Below are 14,650 nucleotides of genomic sequence, written 5' to 3'. Positions count from 1 at the left end.
GGGACGTGAACGCGTCCGGAACGCCTGACGACCCTTCGTCCCTGCGGCGCTCGGCGCGGCCTTCGTGGGGGTGCGACCCACCTAGGATCGCCACGTGAACCCACTCGGGGCCGCCGCCGTGCTGGTCGCGGGGATCCTCCTCGGTGCCCTCGTCGCCTGGCTGCTGATGCGCCGGCCGGCATCGGAGGAGCCCGTCACCTTCGAGGACCCGCCCGCCGTCGTGCCGGACGGCGTGTCCGAGATCCTGTCCGTGCTCAGCGCGTCGGCCGTCGTCGTCGGGCCGCACGACGAGGTCCTCGAGGCCACCCGCGCCGCCCGTTCGCTGGGGCTCGCCCGCGGGACCCGCGTCGGGGTGCCCGAGCTCCTCGACCTCGTCCGCGAAGCCCGCCGCGACGGCCAGACCCGGGTGCGCGACCTCGAGCTCGGGCGCGGGCCCAGCGACCCGGTCCTCTACCTGAGCGCCCGGGTGGCGGCGCTGCCGGAGGACCTCGTCGTGATCCTGGCCGACGACCTGACGGCCTCGCACCGGATCGAGGCGACGCGGCGGGACTTCGTGGCCAACGTGAGCCACGAGCTCAAGACGCCGATCGGGGCCATCTCGCTGCTGGCCGAGGCCGTCGAGGACGCCGCGGACGATCCCGGTGCGGTGCGCCGCTTCGCCGGGCGGATGGGCGTGGAGTCGGCCCGGCTCGCCGACCTCGTGAGCCAGATCATCGACCTCTCCCGCCTGCAGGCCGACGACCCGCTCGCCGAGCCGCAGGTCGTCGACATCGACGACGTGCTGCACGACGCGGTGGACCGCTGCCGGGTGGACGCGGAGCAGCGGGGCGTCACGCTCACCCTCGCGGGTGCGCACGGTGCCCGGGTGCTCGGCAACGCGCGCCAGCTCAGCACCGCCGTCGGCAACCTCGTCGAGAACGCCGTGGTCTACTCCGACCCCGGCGCCCGCGTCGTCGTCGCCGCCCACACCCGGGCGCACGCCGAGGACGACGACGTCGAGATCACCGTGTCCGACACGGGTATCGGCATCGCGCCGGCCGAGGCCGAGCGCATCTTCGAACGCTTCTACCGCGTGGACTACGGCCGCAGCCGGGCGAACGGTGGCACGGGCCTCGGCCTGAGCATCGTCAAGCACATCGCCGCCAGCCACGGCGGCAAGGTCGGCGTCTGGAGCCAGGTCGGCCGCGGGTCGACCTTCACGATCACCGTCCCGGCCCACCTCGCGCAGGTACGGGCCGCGGACCACGAGGGCCGTCAGGCCCATCCCGAGGAGGACCCCGTGCAGCCAGAAGCCCCGCGTCGTACGGCGCAGGACCACGCCCAGGAGGTCCGGTCGTGACCCGCGTCCTGGTCGTCGAGGACGAGCCGTCCTACCGCGAGACGCTCGCCTACATGCTCGGCCGCGAGGGCTTCGAGGTGGTCGAGGCCGCCGACGGTGCCGAGGGGCTGGCGGCGTACGACCGCTCCGGCGCGGACATCGTCCTGCTCGACCTGATGATGCCCGGCATCCCCGGCACGGAGGTCTGCCGGCAGCTGCGCCAGCGCGGACCGGTCCCCGTGATCATGCTGACCGCGCGCGACTCGGAGATCGACAAGGTCGTGGGCCTCGAGCTCGGGGCCGACGACTACGTGACCAAGCCCTTCAGCCACCGCGAGCTCGTCGCCCGCATCCGCGCCGTGCTCCGCCGCGGCCAGGACGTCGAGCTGGTGCCCGACGTCGTCGAGGCCGGCGGTGTCCGGATGGACGTCGAGCGGCACGAGGTCGCCGTCGACGGGCAGCCCGTACGGCTCGCGCTCAAGGAGTTCGAGCTGCTGGAGATGCTGCTGCGCAACGCCGGCCGCGTGATGACCCGGGGCCAGCTCATCGACCGGATCTGGGGCGCGGACTACGTCGGCGACACCAAGACCCTCGACGTGCACGTCAAGCGCCTGCGCGCCAAGCTCGAGACCGACCCCGGCAACCCCGAGCACCTGCTCACCGTGCGGGGGCTCGGCTACAAGTTCGAGAGCTGAGCTCTCGGTCTCCGCTTCGTTCCGACACGGACCGGGCTCTGACCCGGTCCGGCGTGGGCTGGCGTCGCGCCGCCGGGCTTCACAGGCCCGACCGCCCCCTGACTACGGGGTGGCGGACGGCGTGGGGGAGGGGGCCGCGGTCACCGAGGGCGAGGCGGAGGCCGAGGGGCTCGCGGACGGCGTGATCTCGCTGTAGGGCGAGAGGTTGCCGTCGACGACCGGGGTGCGGGTGGTGACGCTGCCGGCCTTGCCGAACTGCAGGGTCACGTCCGCGTCGAGCCCGGCCGCGAGGCCGGTGGCGCCGCTGACGGTGATGAGCGGCTGCTGGTTGGTCAGCACGACCTGGGCGTTGTTCGTGAGCAGGACGGGTCCCGCGGGCAGCTCGGCGGTGAAGGGCGTGCCCTTGCTGCTGTCGGCCTTGTAGGGCACCCCGGTGACGCCGGTGAGGGTGTCGCGGCCGGAGGTGACCATGGTCGCGGAGATGATGCCGGTGCCCCCGCTGCGACTGATCACCAGCAGGTTGCGGACGTGGATGACCGAGTCCGGCACGGTCTGGTCGCCGACGTCGAAGTTCACGCCCTCGGAGGGGGTGTACGGCCGCGACGTCTGGCCGCCGCTCGTGCCGCACGCCGCGGCGGGCACGACGGCCAGGAGGGCTGCGGCGGCGAAGGCGGACCGGACCCGTCCCGTACGCGCGTGCCAAGGTCGGCGGGCGCGGAGCGCGCTGGCAGTCACGGTTGACCCCTGTCTCGTCGTGTCGTTGCTGTCGTCGAAGCGGTGCGAGCCCCTTGCGTGAGCGTCAGGGGCAGCCTAGCGACACCGGAGGGTGAGCTGCAGGTACGACCCGGCCGGGTGGACCCACGGCCGCCCGGCCCGGCCGATCCGCCCACAGGGAGCACAGGTTTGTCAACCCCCGGGTGCCGCCTAAACTGGCTCTGACCAGCGCGAACGCCGGAGAGGCGACCCTGTGAGCGTGCTAAACTTGGCTGTCGGACAATCGGGGTACTGGAGGAACATGTCTTTCACGGTCGGCGAAACGGTGGTCTACCCGAATCATGGTGCGGCCGTGATCGAGAACATCGAGACTCGACAGATCAAGGGCGAGGACAGGCTTTACCTCGTGCTGCGCATCGTGGGCCAGACCGACCTGGTCGTCCGCGTGCCGGCGGACAACCTGGACCTGGTCGGCGTGCGTGACGTCGTCGACGCGGACGGTCTGGAGCGGGTGTTCAGCGTGCTGCGCGCGCCGCACACCGAGGAGCCCACCAACTGGTCGCGCCGCTACAAGGCCAACCTGGAGAAGCTGCACTCGGGCAACGTGCTCAAGGTGGCCGAGGTCGTCCGCGACCTGTGGCGCCGCGAGCGTGAGCGTGGCCTGTCGGCCGGCGAGAAGCGCATGCTGGCCAAGGCCCGTCAGATCCTCGTCTCCGAGCTCGCTCTCGCCGAGCGCGTCGAGGAGACCCGGGCCGAGGTCCTGCTCGACGAGGTCCTCGCGTCCTGAGCGCAGAGCACTGAACCACACGACGAACGTCCGTACCGGTATCGGTACGGACGTTCATCGTTTGGTGCCCGGACGACCCATGACGGTCGCCGGGCTCCGCTTCGACGACCCGTACGGCCCCGAGGGCCACTCGGACGGCGACGTGGTCGCCCACGCCGCCTGCGACGCGCTGCTCGTTGCGGCGGGGCTGGGTGACCTGGGCTCCAACTACGGCACCAGCGCACCCGAGTGGGCCGGGGTCGGCGGCGTCGCGTTCCTCGAGGAGACGGCCCGTCGCCTGCGGGCGGCCGGCTGGGAGCCCGGGAACGTCGCCGTGCAGCTCATCGGCAACCGCCCCAAGCTCGGCCCGCGCCGCGCGGAGGCCGAGGCCGTGCTGAGCACGGCCGTCGGAGCGCCCGTCACCCTCTCCGCCACCACCACCGACGGGCTCGGCCTCACCGGCCGCGGTGAGGGCATCGCCGCGATCGCGACGGCCCTGGTCCACCGCGCCTGACCGCGTCGAGGCGAACGTACGCCCTTGAGCCCGTCGAAGGGCCTCGCGGCAACGCCACCTGAGCTCGTCGAAGCGCACATACGCCCCCTGAGCTCGTCGAAGGGCCTCGAAGAGGTCGGCTTCTCATCTAGTGACGGGTTGTGCCAACCCCTTCGGGGCCCTTCGACAGGCTCAGGGGGCGTAGCCAAGTGGCTCAGGGGGCGTGGCTCGGTCTGGCGCCTAGCGGACCTGGCTGGCCGGCACCGTGAACGTGTTGCAGGCACCGACGCTGCCGTTGCCGAGGCCGGTGTCGCCCCAGAAGACGCGGGACCGGGCGAGGCCGTGGTTGCCCAGGATGGTCGCGTTGCCGGTCACCTCGTCGTCGCCGACGGCCCGGTAGGTGCCCTCGATGCCCTGCAGGTCGCCCTGGGTGATCCCGAGCGACTGCGACACCGAGCGGATGTACATGCCGGAGAAGCAGTCGGCCTGGGTCTCGAGGCGGCGGCTGTAGAGCAGGTCGGTCTGCTCGTCGTTCGCGTTCTGCCCGAGCGCCTTGGCCGAGATGAGGATGCCGGTCCGGGCCTGGAGGGCGTGCCCGAACTCGTGCGCGATGACGACGTCGGCCGCCCACTTGTCCTGGGCGACGATCGGCAGCTCGTCGTCGAGCCGGTTGGAGTAGTAGACCTGCTGGTCCGCGGCGCAGTAGAAGGCGTTGACCCCGCTCGTGCCGCACTTCGTGGTCATCTTCGAGCCGTAGATGGTGACGCTCGGGCGCACGATGATCAGGCCGGCCCCGGTGACCGGCGGCTCCCACACCCGGACGAGGCACTCCATCGCTGCGGTGAAGTGCTGCTCGAGCTGGGCGTCGCTGGCGCTGCCGACGTCGATCGGCTCGGCGTCGCAGCGGACCGGCGCGGGGGCGCTCTGGCCGTAGAACGGGCTGCTCGTGGTGACCTGCTCGGCCTGCTCGTACGTGTCCGGGACGGGCAGCGGCGGCGGGCTGAGGTCCGGCGGCGGGACCCTGTAGTCGTTGTTCTGGTAGGGAGAGTCGGCGCTGGTGCCGGTGCTGCCCGTGCCGAGCCCGGTGCCGATGAACCCGAGCACGGACAGGCCGGCGATGACGATCAGCGCGAGCAGCAGGAGGCGGCCGCCACGGTCCTTGCGCCGCGGCGGCCGGCCGCCGAAGGACGGTCCGCCGCGCGGCGCATAGCCCGGGGGCGGCTGCCCGTACGGGTTGTACGCGGGCCGGCCGTAGGGCTGCTGGCCGAAGCCGCCGGGAGGGTAGCCCTGCTGCCAGGGCGCCTGACCAGGCCGGCCGTACGGCTGCCCGCCCCACTGCTGGTTGCTCACGCCAGGCACTGTAATGGGCCACGGGTGCTCCTCAGGGGCCCCCGGAGGTGAAAGGATCGCGCCCGTGCACCCGGAAACCACCGCCGCCTGGGCCCCGCGCCGTCACCTCGTCGCCCTGGTCACGCTGCTGCTGCTCGCCCTGGCGATCGTCGCCGGCCCCGCCGCGCGGCCCGCGCACGCCGAGGGCACGGCCTCCCGGGTCGTCGCCGCGGGGAACGTGGCCAAGGACGGCACCCTGAAGATGCAGGAGACGATCACCTTCGAGGGCGCGGCCCCGGCGCAGGTGACGCAGAAGTTCGAGACGGTGCAGAACGCCGTGGGCGACCGTCGCTACACGACGACGGTCAGCGACGTGACGGCCACCGCGGGCGGTGCGGCCGTGACGCCCGAGGTCAGCACCGACGGACGGTTCACCACGGTGACCGTCGCGACGAACGGTGCGCCCGAGCTCGTCATCGCCTACACGGTCCGCGGCGCGGTGGTCACGGTCCCGGACGGCACCGCGCTGCAGTGGCGGGTCCTGCAGGGCCTGAGCCTGACGGTGACCTCGTTCCGCGCGACGGTGCTGATCCCCGGCGTCTTCACCTACGTCCGCTGCACCGCCGGCAGCCCGAACTCGACCACGCCCTGCCTGTCCGCCGCGGCGGGCACCGAGGACGCCACCACCCCGACCTTCACCGACGGCCCGCGCGGCGAGGGCGAGGTCGTCGGCGTCGACATCGGCTTCCCCGCCGGCGAGGTGACCGCGAACGAGCAGATCGACTACCGCTGGACGGTCGGCCGGGCCTTCTCGCCCGACCCGCTGCCCCTCGGCATCGCCGTCGGTCTGCTCGTGCTCGGCGGCCTCGCCCTGCTGCTGGTCCACCGCCGCCGCGGCCGGGACGCCGCGTACGCGGGCGACCCGGCGCCGGTGGGGGAGTTCGTGCCGGTCGGTCCCGGGCGGTCGGAGTTCCGGGTGGTCGGGGACGTGCGTCCCGGGCACGTGGGCACCGTGGCCGACGAGCGCGTCGACCCCGTCGACGTGACGGCGACCCTGGTCGACCTGGCCGTGCGCGGCCACCTGCTGATCACCGAGCTGCCGCGGGCGAGCGCCTTCTCCCGCACGGACTGGACGCTCACGCGGATCGGCCCGGGCACCAACCTGCGGCCGTTCGAGCAGGCGCTGCTCCAGGGCATCGCCCCCGACGGCGAGCCGGTGCGGGTCTCGCAGATCGGCGGCCGGGTCGGGGAGTCGATCGACAAGGTGCAGGACGCGCTCTACGACGAGGTCGTCGAGCACGGCTGGTTCGCCCACCGCCCCGACGTCACCCGGAACCGCCTCACGCAGCTCGCGCTCGGCCTGCTCGTGGTCGCCGTCGGCGTGACCGCCCTGCTGGCCGCGTTCACGACGTTCGGCCTGATCGGCCTGGCCCTGGTGGTCCTGGGCCTCGGGCTGGTCTTCGTCGCCCAGGAGGCGCCGTCGCGCACCGCCAAGGGGGTGGCCCTGCTGCAGGGCCTCGGCGCGCTGCGCTCGACCCTGCTCACCCAGCCGACCGACCAGATGCCGGAGGGCCGGGCCGTCGAGGAGCTGTCGGAGGTGCTGCCGTACGCGATCGTCCTCGGCGGCAGCGAGCGCTGGCTCGACGCCCTCGTGGCGACCGACACCGACGCGGACCCCGACTCCGACGACCTGCCCTGGTACCACGGTCCGCAGGACTGGCACCTGCGCGACCTGCCCGACTCCCTGCGCAACTTCACGACCACCGTCTCCGGAACCCTCTTCACCCGGTAGCGCCCCCGCCCCCCGGGTAAGGGTTCACCTCGTGCACCGACGCGGGTGCACGACCAGGCACGGTGCGTGCCCGAGGAGGTCACGATGGTCCGTCCCGTGCGGTGGTTGTTCGGCGACCAGCTGGGCGACACGTTCGTCGACGGTCCCGACCAGCGGGTGCTGCTGATCGAGTCGCGCCGGGTGTTCGCCCGCCGGCCCTACCACCGGCAGAAGGCGCACCTGGTCCTGTCGGCGATGCGGCACCGCGCCGCCGAGCTGGGGGACCGCTGCACCTACCTCGTCGCCGACACCTACCGTGAGGCCCTCGAGCAGGTCGACGAGCCGCTGAGCGTCGTCCAGCCGACGACGTGGGCCGCGCTGCACCTCGTCGACACCCTCGCCGGCGAACGGGACGTCGAGCGGCTGCCGGCGCGCGGCTACGTGACGGGCCGCGAGGACTTCAGCCGCTGGGCCCAGGGCCGCGGCCGGCGTCGGCTGCTGATGGAGGACTTCTACCGCGACGCCCGCACGCGGCACGACGTCCTGATGAAGGGCGCAGAACCCGTCCTCGGCCGGTGGAACTTCGACGCGGAGAACCGCGAGCCGCCGCCCAAGACCGGGAGCCTCGACGTCGCCGGTCCCTGGTGGCCGGAGGAGGACGAGATCGACGCGCAGGTCCGCGCCGACCTCGACGAGATGGCCGCCGGGGGCGTGGTGTTCGTCGGCGAGGACGGCCCGCGCCGCTTCGCCGCGAGCCAGACGGAGGCGCAGGCCGCGCTCGACCACTTCGTCGAGCACCGGCTGCCGCTGTTCGGGCGCTTCGAGGACGCGATGCTGGCCGGCGACCGCTGGATGGCCCACTCCCTGATGTCGGCCCCGCTGAACCTCGGCCTGCTCGACCCGCTCGAGGTGGTGCGGGCGGCGGAGGAGGCGTACGTCGCGGGCGAGGCCCCGATCGCGGCCGTCGAGGGGTTCGTGCGGCAGGTGATGGGCTGGCGCGACTACATCTGGAACCTGTACTGGTACCTCGGCGAGGACTACCGGAACGAGAACGCGCTCGGGGCCCGGACGCCGCTGCCCGACTGGTTCCGGGAGCTGGACCCCTCGGGGACGGACGCGCGCTGCCTGTCCTGGGCGCTGAGCTCGGTCCGCGAGGTCGGCTGGGCGCACCACATCCCGCGGCTGATGGTGCTCGGCAACTACGCCCAGCAGCGGGGGTGGGACCCCCAGGAGCTGACCGGGTGGTTCCACCGCAGCTTCGTCGACGGCTACGACTGGGTGATGGTCCCGAACGTCGTCGGGATGTCGCAGTACGCCGACGACGGGGTGCTCGGGACCAAGCCGTACGTCGGCGGCGGGAGCTACATCAACAAGATGAGCGACTTCTGCGGCGACTGCGTCTACGACCCGAAGAAGCGCACCGGCCCGACGGCCTGCCCGTTCACGGCCGGCTACTGGGGCTTCCTGAACCGCCACCGCGAGCACCTGTCCGGCAACTTCCGGATGGGGCAGATGCTGCGCGGCCTGGACCGTCTCTCCGACCTCGACCAGCTGCTCGAGGAGCACCCGGACCTCCGCTGAACCCGCCTCAGGCGGCCACGCGGAACGTGGTGGCGAAGCGGTCCAGCAGGTCGACGCGGCCGTGCAGCACCTCGACGACGCCGGTCGCGACGGCCCGCTCGGGTGCCAGCTCGCCCGCGATCACCTGCAGCAGCCCGGGCCCGGTGGCGAAGGCCAGGTCGACCGGACCCTCCTCGCGCGACACGTCCAGCCGGGCGCCGTCGACCCGGATGAGCAGGTCGGCGGGACCGAGACGGGCCCCGTACGCGGTCGCCGGCAGCCCCGCGGCGACCTGCGGGCGGAAGGCGGTCCGCAGCGACATGGTCAGCGAGTCGGGCGTGACGACCTGCTCCTCGCGCGGGTCGCCGATCGTGCGGAAGCCCCAGGCGCCGAGCGCGAGGACGACGGGCTCGAGCTCGCGCCCGTACGCGGTGAGCTCGTAGACGATCACCCGCGAGTGCGGCGCGCGCCGCAGCACGCCCGCCGCCTGCAGCTCCTTGAGCCGGGCCGCGAGGATGTTGCTCGGGATGCGGGGCAGGCCGGCCGCCAGCTCGCCGTAGCGGCGCGGGCCGACGAGCAGGTCGCGGACGATGAGCAGGGCCCAGCGTTCCCCGACCAGCTCGAGGGCACGCGTGATGCCGTCGTACTGCCCGTACTCCCGGGCCGCCACTAGGCCTGCTGCATCGCCGCGGCGGGTCCCTGCTCGGCGGCGACCGGGTCCATCCAGCCGAAGTCCACGACGTTGCCGTCGGGGTCGGTGAGGCCGCGCTGGTACATGAACCCGAAGTCCTGCGCCTGGCCCGGCTCGCTCCCACCGGCGGCGACGCCCGCGGCGACCGCGGCGTCGACGGCCTCGCGGCTGTCGAGGAAGATCGCGGTCGACGACGACGGGTTCACGGCCGGGTCGCCGATCGGCAGCTCGGTCATCGACTGGAAGAAGTCCCGGACCAGCAGCATGAAGTAGCTGTGGTCCTCCTCCACCACGAGGCAGGCCGCGTTGTGGTCGGTGAAGGCCGGGTTGACCCGGCACCCGATCGCCTCGTAGAACGCCTTCGCGCGCTCGAGGTCGGTGACGGGCAGGTTGACGAACATCGCGGTCATGGCGGTCCCTCTCGTGGGCCTGGTCGGTGCTGCTCACACTTGCAAAAAGCAAGTAGCACGTCAAGGCCCACGAGCGGGCGATCTCGGCTCAGGCGTCGATGGAGCTCATGTCCGGGTAGCGCTCGCCGACCGCGGCGGGCACGGCCTCGTCCAGCCGGGCCAGGTCGTCGGCGCTCAGCACGACCGACGCGGCGGCCACGTTCTCCTCGAGGTAGCGGACGCGCTTGGTGCCCGGGATGGGGACGACGTCGTCGCCCTGCGCCAGGACCCACGCGAGCGCGACCTGACCGGGCGTCGCGCCCTTGGCGTCGGCCACGGCGCGGACGGCGTCCACGATGGCCAGGTTCGCCTGCAGGGCGTCGCCGGCGAAGCGCGGGTTGTGGCGGCGGAAGTCGTCGGGGTCGAGGTCGTCGGTGCTCGTGATGGTGCCGGTGAGGAAGCCGCGCCCGAGCGGGCTGTAGGGCACGAGGCCGATGCCGAGCTCGCGCAGGACGGGCAGGATGCCGCCCTCGAGGTCGCGGGTCCACAGCGAGTACTCGGTCTGGAGCGCGGTGATGGGGTGGGTCGCGGCGGCCCGGCGGATCGTGTCGGCCGAGGCCTCGCTGAGCCCGAGGTGACGGACCTTGCCCGCCGTGACGAGCTCGGCCATGGCGCCGACGGTCTCCTCGATGGGGACCGTCTTGTCGACGCGGTGCTGGTAGTAGAGGTCGATGTGGTCGACGCCGAGCCGCTGCAGGCTCGCGTCGCAGGCGGAGCGGACGTACGCCGGGCTGCCGTCGATGCGGCGGTTCCGGGGGTTGTCGGGGTCCCGCACGTTGCCGAACTTGGTCGCCAGCACGACCTCGTCGCGCCGGTCGGCGATCGCGCCGCCCACCAGCTTCTCGTTGGTGAACGGGCCGTACATGTCGGCGGTGTCGAGGAAGCTCACGCCGAGGTCGAGGGCGCGGTGGATGGTGCGCACGGCCTCGGACTCGTCGGCGGTGCCGTAGAACTCGGACATGCCCATGCAGCCCAGGCCGAGGGTGGACACGGTCAGGGCGGCGTCCCCCCGTCCGAGGACGCGGGTGCCGAGCGTGGAGGAAGAGGTGGTCATGGTCCCAGCCTGCCCCCGCGGACCAGGCCGCGCCGGGTCGGCCCCGACCGGTCCTGGCGTGCGCGCCGCGCAACCCAAGAACTGGCCCTAAAGTTCTCAGGGTCTGCACTCGGGGGTCTGCGGACGAGGTCCCCGTCGGCGGACCGGCCACGCGCCGGCCGGCCGGACCGCGAGGTCGTGAGGGTGCGACGACCCCAGCACAGGACGAGGACCCCATGAACCCCCACCCGCTGATCCGCTCCTGGCGGGCGGCCCGTGTCGCCACCGCCTGCCTCGCCCTCGCGGCCGCGGCGCTGACCGTCTCGGGTTCGGCGAGCTCGCCCACGGTCACGAGCACGACCGGGGCCGCGGACGCCCGAGCGGCGACGGTCGTCGCGCCCTGCCTCTCCGCCTCGCCGAACCAGCGCGTCCGGGCCGACAGCGGGCTGGACGGGGTCGACCCGAACGACGTCACGCCCGCGCAGACCGAGGCCGCGGAGGCCGCGCTCCAGGCCCGGGCCCGCCGGCACGGGCTCGTGGCCGGACGGGCGTCGCTGCCGAAGACCAAGATCGACGTCTACGTCCACGTGATCACGGACGACGCGGGCAAGGGCGGCGTCAGCCGGTCGCGGATCAAGAAGCAGGTCTCGGTGCTGAACAAGGCGTACGCCGGGAAGACGTCGAGCCGGTCGACGAAGACGCCGTTCTCGTTCCGGCTCAAGGCCGTGGACAAGACGGCCAGCTCCGACTGGTACGACTGGGGCAACCCCGAGCTCGACCCCACCGACGACCAGGACGCGAAGACGGCCCTGCACCGCGGCGGGTTCGACGACCTGAACCTCTACGTCACGTCGCTCAGCGACGGGCTGCTCGGCTACTCGTCGTTCCCCTTCGACACCACGCTGCCCCTGGACGGCGTCGTCGTCCTGAACGCCAGCCTGCCGGGCGGCTCGGCGAAGGGCTACAGCAAGGGCGACAGCGCCACGCACGAGGTCGGCCACTGGCTCGGGCTCTTCCACACCTTCGAGAACGGCTGCACGAGCCCGGGCGACAAGGTCGACGACACGCCCTACCAGGCCGACGGCGACAACGTCTTCTCCTGCAGCACCAAGCTCGACACCTGCCGGGCCAAGGGCAAGGACCCCGTGCACAACTTCATGAGCTACGGGGACGACGCCTGCCTCAACCGCTTCAGCAAGGGCCAGGTCGCGCGGATGGTCTCGGTCTGGCGGAACTACCGGGCGTCGGGTTCCGCCGGCTGATCCCGCGCCCTACGGCCGGAGGGCCCGGGCAGCGCGGTCAGGGACGACCGCGCTGCTCCCGCTCGTACGCCTCGATGGCCCGGCGGAAGGCGTCGACCTCCGCGCGGGCCCGGTCCTGGGGATCGGGCCCGCGACGGGCGCGGGGCTCCCAGTCACCGAGCCACGCGTACGAGGCCATCGTCAGCACCAGCACGGCGAACGCCACCATGGCGATGCTGGTGAAGGTGGTGGGGGCCACCGGCGGTTCCTTCCCCTCAGAGCTCCAGACCGGGGTACAGCGGGTGCGTGTCGAGCATCTCGGCCGAGGCGGCCTTGGTGCGGGCCGCGACGCCGTCGGCGAGGACGTACTTCGCCTTGCCCGGGGCGCCCGCGGCCGTGGTCGCCGGGGTGGTGCTCTCCAGCACGTCGACGATGAGCTCGGCCACGCGGTCGAACTCGGCGCCGCCGAAGCCGCGGGAGGTCAGTGCCGGGGTGCCGATGCGGACGCCGGAGGTGTACCAGGCGCCGTTCGGGTCGGCGGGGACCGCGTTGCGGTTGGTGACGATGCCGGCGTCGAGCAGGGCCGACTCGGCCTGCCGGCCGGTGAGCCCGAACGTGCTCACGTCGATGAGGACGAGGTGGTTGTCGGTACCGCCCGTGACGAGCTTGGCGCCCCGCGACAGCAGCCCGCCGGCGAGGGTCTGCGCGTTGTCGGCCACGGCCTGCGCGTAGTCGCGGAACTCCTGGGTGCGCGCCTCGGCCAGGGCGACGGCCTTGGCCGCCATCACGTTGCCGAGCGGACCGCCGAGCACCATCGGGCAGCCGCGGTCGACGCTGGGCGCGTACTCCTCGGTCGCCAGCACCATGCCGCCGCGCGGGCCGCGCAGCGACTTGTGCGTGGTCGTGGTGACGACGTGCGCGTAGGGGACCGGGTCCTCGACGCCGGTGAAGACCTTGCCGGCGACGAGCCCGGCGAAGTGGGCCATGTCGACCATGAACGTCGCGCCGACCTCGTCGGCGATCTCGCGCATGCGGGCGAAGTCGACGCGGCGGGGGTAGGCGGAGTAGCCGGCGATGAGGATCAGCGGCTTGAACTCGTGCGCCGCGGCGCGCACCGCGTCGTAGTCGATCCGCTGGCTCTGCGGGTCGGTGCCGTACGAGCGCTGGTGGAACATCTTGCCGGAGATGTTCGGGCGGAAGCCGTGGGTGAGGTGGCCGCCGGCGTCGAGCGACATGCCGAGCGCGCGCTGGTTGCCGAACTTGTGGCGCAGCGTCTCCCACTGCTCCTCGGACATCTCGTTGATGTTCTTGAGGCCGAGCTCGGCGAGCTCCGGCAGCTCGACGCGGTGCGCCAGGATCGACCAGAAGGCGACCAGGTTGGCGTCGATGCCCGAGTGCGGCTGGACGTACGCGTACTCGGCGCCGAAGAGCGCGCGGGCGTGCTCGGCCGCGATCGACTCGACCTCGTCGATGTTCTGGCAGCCCGCGTAGAAGCGGTGCCCGACGGTGCCCTCGGCGTACTTGTCCGACAGCCAGGTGCCCATCGTGAGCAGCACGGCGGGGGAGGCGTAGTTCTCCGAGGCGATCAGCTTGAGCGAGGCCCGCTGGTCGGCGAGCTCCGCCCGGGTCGCAGCGGCGATGCGCGGCTCGACCGAGGCGATGACCTCCAGCGCCGACCGGTAGGCCTGCGAGGCCGACCCGCTCAGGTCGCTGGCGGCGGTCGCGTTGGGGGCGGTGGGCGGTGCGAGGGTGTCGGTCACGGCAGGGCTCCAGGCGTGGACGGATCGAGCGGTGGCCCAAATCTATCCCGCGCCCGGAGAGCTCCCTCCCGCTTTCCGGCGGCCCGCCTCAGCGCAGCCGCTGCGCCGCCCAGGTCGCGAGCCGCTTCAGGGTGGAGGCGCTGCTGTCCCGCCCGGAGCTGAGGCTGACGATCCCGAAGCGGGTGCCGTCCCGCACCACGGCGACGCCGCCGCCGTCCCGCGACCCGTCGGCGTAGACGGTCGCGTAGTAGTCGGCCGTCGCGCCACCGCCCGCGTCGACGTGGCGGACCGGCGCGTGCCGGAACCCCTCCGCCGGGTCCTCCTGGCACTCCCGCACCCGCGTGACGAGGCTCGTCAGCGTGGCGACGTACCGGTCGGTGTCCTTCGCCGTCGCCCCCTGGGCGACCGCCTCCGTCACGTAGACCTCCTTGTCCTGGGTGCTCGACCAGGTGCCGTCGGCGTAGCCCTGCCCGGTGCCCCGGTCGGGGTAGGACTTGGCCCCGGTGACCGCCCGGATGGTCTTGTCGGACAGGCAGTTCTCGTCGTTGTGCCCGCCGTCGTCGAGCTGCGCGTCGCCGGTCCGGCTGAGCGTGGCGGAGTCGCCGTCGAGGCCGGCGGCGCGGACGTCCTCGATGCTCAGCAGCGCCGCCGTGGTCACGCCGTCGTGGGGCGCGGCGTCCGCCGACGTCGGGATCGCGAGGGCCACGGAGCCGAGGAGCGCGGCGCCGACGAGCAGCGGCCGGGCGACCCGCGCGGAGGGGCGGTGGAGGAAGGGGGCGGTGCGGGACATGACGTCTCCTGACGGTCGGCGTCGCCGGGTGGCGACGCTC

General features: G+C 72.9%; 15 protein-coding genes. 7 read left to right on the top strand and 8 right to left on the bottom strand.

Translation table 11 applies throughout. The features are described 5' to 3' along the window. The first annotated feature begins 94 nt into the window (after nucleotides 1-94). Both ABD665_RS16330 and ABD665_RS16325 read left to right on the top strand, forming a co-directional pair. Entirely contained in the window at nucleotides 95-1,339 is a 1,245-nt protein-coding gene (locus ABD665_RS16330; protein WP_344742527.1) for a sensor histidine kinase, read from the top strand. Next, nucleotides 1,336-2,013 carry a response regulator gene (locus tag ABD665_RS16325; RefSeq protein ID WP_204910006.1) on the top strand — a complete coding sequence of 226 codons (678 nt, stop codon included), beginning with the start codon at nucleotides 1,336-1,338 and terminating at the stop codon, nucleotides 2,011-2,013. The genes ABD665_RS16330 and ABD665_RS16325 overlap by 4 nt, the downstream gene beginning before the upstream one ends. A 102-nt stretch (nucleotides 2,014-2,115) precedes the next feature. Here ABD665_RS16325 and ABD665_RS16320 read toward each other — a convergent pair whose 3' ends face one another. Next, a complete protein-coding gene (locus ABD665_RS16320; RefSeq protein WP_204910005.1) occupies nucleotides 2,116-2,748 on the bottom strand; it encodes a hypothetical protein in 633 nt (210 codons plus the stop codon). A gap of 280 nt (nucleotides 2,749-3,028) precedes the next feature. On the opposite strand from ABD665_RS16320, the gene ABD665_RS16315 reads away from it, so the two are divergent. Together ABD665_RS16315 and ispF are read left to right on the top strand one after the other, a co-directional pair. Further along, nucleotides 3,029-3,514, top strand: coding sequence for a CarD family transcriptional regulator (locus ABD665_RS16315; RefSeq protein ID WP_204910004.1), 486 nt, complete (start codon nucleotides 3,029-3,031; stop codon nucleotides 3,512-3,514). A 10-nt stretch (nucleotides 3,515-3,524) separates the two neighbouring features. Beyond that, complete coding sequence (ispF, locus tag ABD665_RS16310) at nucleotides 3,525-4,007, top strand: 2-C-methyl-D-erythritol 2,4-cyclodiphosphate synthase (protein WP_204913631.1); 483 nt, start codon at nucleotides 3,525-3,527, stop codon at nucleotides 4,005-4,007. 219 nt (nucleotides 4,008-4,226) lie between these two features. Here the strand turns inward: ispF and ABD665_RS16305 are convergent, their stop codons facing one another. Further along, entirely contained in the window at nucleotides 4,227-5,336 is a 1,110-nt protein-coding gene (locus ABD665_RS16305) for a neutral zinc metallopeptidase (protein WP_204910003.1), read from the bottom strand. A 64-nt stretch (nucleotides 5,337-5,400) separates the two neighbouring features. Between ABD665_RS16305 and ABD665_RS16300 the strand changes: the two genes are divergently transcribed. Beyond that, entirely contained in the window at nucleotides 5,401-7,107 is a 1,707-nt protein-coding gene (locus ABD665_RS16300; protein ID WP_204910002.1) for a DUF2207 family protein, read from the top strand. 84 nt (nucleotides 7,108-7,191) lie between these two features. After that, entirely contained in the window at nucleotides 7,192-8,667 is a 1,476-nt protein-coding gene (locus tag ABD665_RS16295) for a cryptochrome/photolyase family protein (protein ID WP_204910001.1), read from the top strand. A 7-nt stretch (nucleotides 8,668-8,674) separates the two neighbouring features. On the opposite strand, the gene ABD665_RS16290 is transcribed toward ABD665_RS16295, so the two are convergent. The 3 genes from ABD665_RS16290 to ABD665_RS16280 all read right to left on the bottom strand — a co-directional run bounded on the left by ABD665_RS16290 (nucleotide 8,675) and on the right by ABD665_RS16280 (nucleotide 10,840). Next, entirely contained in the window at nucleotides 8,675-9,316 is a 642-nt protein-coding gene (locus ABD665_RS16290) for a winged helix-turn-helix transcriptional regulator (RefSeq protein WP_204910000.1), read from the bottom strand. Further along, nucleotides 9,316-9,747: a VOC family protein gene (locus ABD665_RS16285; RefSeq protein WP_204909999.1), complete on the bottom strand. Its 432-nt coding sequence runs from the start codon at nucleotides 9,745-9,747 to the stop codon at nucleotides 9,316-9,318. Before ABD665_RS16285 ends, ABD665_RS16290 begins: the two co-directional genes overlap by 1 nt. A gap of 88 nt (nucleotides 9,748-9,835) precedes the next feature. Then, nucleotides 9,836-10,840 carry an aldo/keto reductase gene (locus tag ABD665_RS16280; RefSeq protein WP_204909998.1) on the bottom strand — a complete coding sequence of 335 codons (1,005 nt, stop codon included), beginning with the start codon at nucleotides 10,838-10,840 and terminating at the stop codon, nucleotides 9,836-9,838. Nucleotides 10,841-11,055: 215 nt separating this feature from the next. On the opposite strand from ABD665_RS16280, the gene ABD665_RS16275 reads away from it, so the two are divergent. Continuing rightward, on the top strand, nucleotides 11,056-12,081 hold the full coding sequence (locus ABD665_RS16275) for a M43 family zinc metalloprotease (protein WP_204909997.1): 1,026 nt from the start codon (nucleotides 11,056-11,058) through the stop codon (nucleotides 12,079-12,081). Between the two features lie 37 nt (nucleotides 12,082-12,118). Here the strand turns inward: ABD665_RS16275 and ABD665_RS16270 are convergent, their stop codons facing one another. The 3 genes from ABD665_RS16270 to ABD665_RS16260 all read right to left on the bottom strand — a co-directional run bounded on the left by ABD665_RS16270 (nucleotide 12,119) and on the right by ABD665_RS16260 (nucleotide 14,610). Then, a complete protein-coding gene (locus ABD665_RS16270; RefSeq protein ID WP_204909996.1) occupies nucleotides 12,119-12,319 on the bottom strand; it encodes a hypothetical protein in 201 nt (66 codons plus the stop codon). Nucleotides 12,320-12,335: 16 nt separating this feature from the next. Next, nucleotides 12,336-13,766, bottom strand: a complete 1,431-nt coding sequence (locus ABD665_RS16265) for a glycine hydroxymethyltransferase (protein ID WP_425562183.1) — start codon at nucleotides 13,764-13,766, stop codon at nucleotides 12,336-12,338. A 142-nt stretch (nucleotides 13,767-13,908) separates the two neighbouring features. Then, complete coding sequence (locus ABD665_RS16260; RefSeq protein ID WP_204909994.1) at nucleotides 13,909-14,610, bottom strand: hypothetical protein; 702 nt, start codon at nucleotides 14,608-14,610, stop codon at nucleotides 13,909-13,911. Nucleotides 14,611-14,650 lie beyond the last annotated feature (40 nt).

Source organism: Microlunatus spumicola (assembly GCF_039536445.1).
GTDB lineage: Bacteria > Actinomycetota > Actinomycetes > Propionibacteriales > Propionibacteriaceae > Microlunatus > Microlunatus spumicola.
Note: the sequence above shows the minus strand (reverse complement) of the source record. Positions and strands in the feature narration are given on the sequence as shown.

Coding starts and splice junctions, on each gene's coding strand:
- ABD665_RS16260 (WP_204909994.1), bottom strand. CDS start 14,610: ATGTCCCGCACCGCCCCCTTCCTCCACCGCCCCTCCGCGCGGGTCGCC.
- ABD665_RS16285 (WP_204909999.1), bottom strand. CDS start 9,747: ATGACCGCGATGTTCGTCAACCTGCCCGTCACCGACCTCGAGCGCGCG.
- ABD665_RS16275 (WP_204909997.1), top strand. CDS start 11,056: ATGAACCCCCACCCGCTGATCCGCTCCTGGCGGGCGGCCCGTGTCGCC.
- ABD665_RS16295 (WP_204910001.1), top strand. CDS start 7,192: ATGGTCCGTCCCGTGCGGTGGTTGTTCGGCGACCAGCTGGGCGACACG.
- ABD665_RS16315 (WP_204910004.1), top strand. CDS start 3,029: ATGTCTTTCACGGTCGGCGAAACGGTGGTCTACCCGAATCATGGTGCG.
- ABD665_RS16280 (WP_204909998.1), bottom strand. CDS start 10,840: ATGACCACCTCTTCCTCCACGCTCGGCACCCGCGTCCTCGGACGGGGG.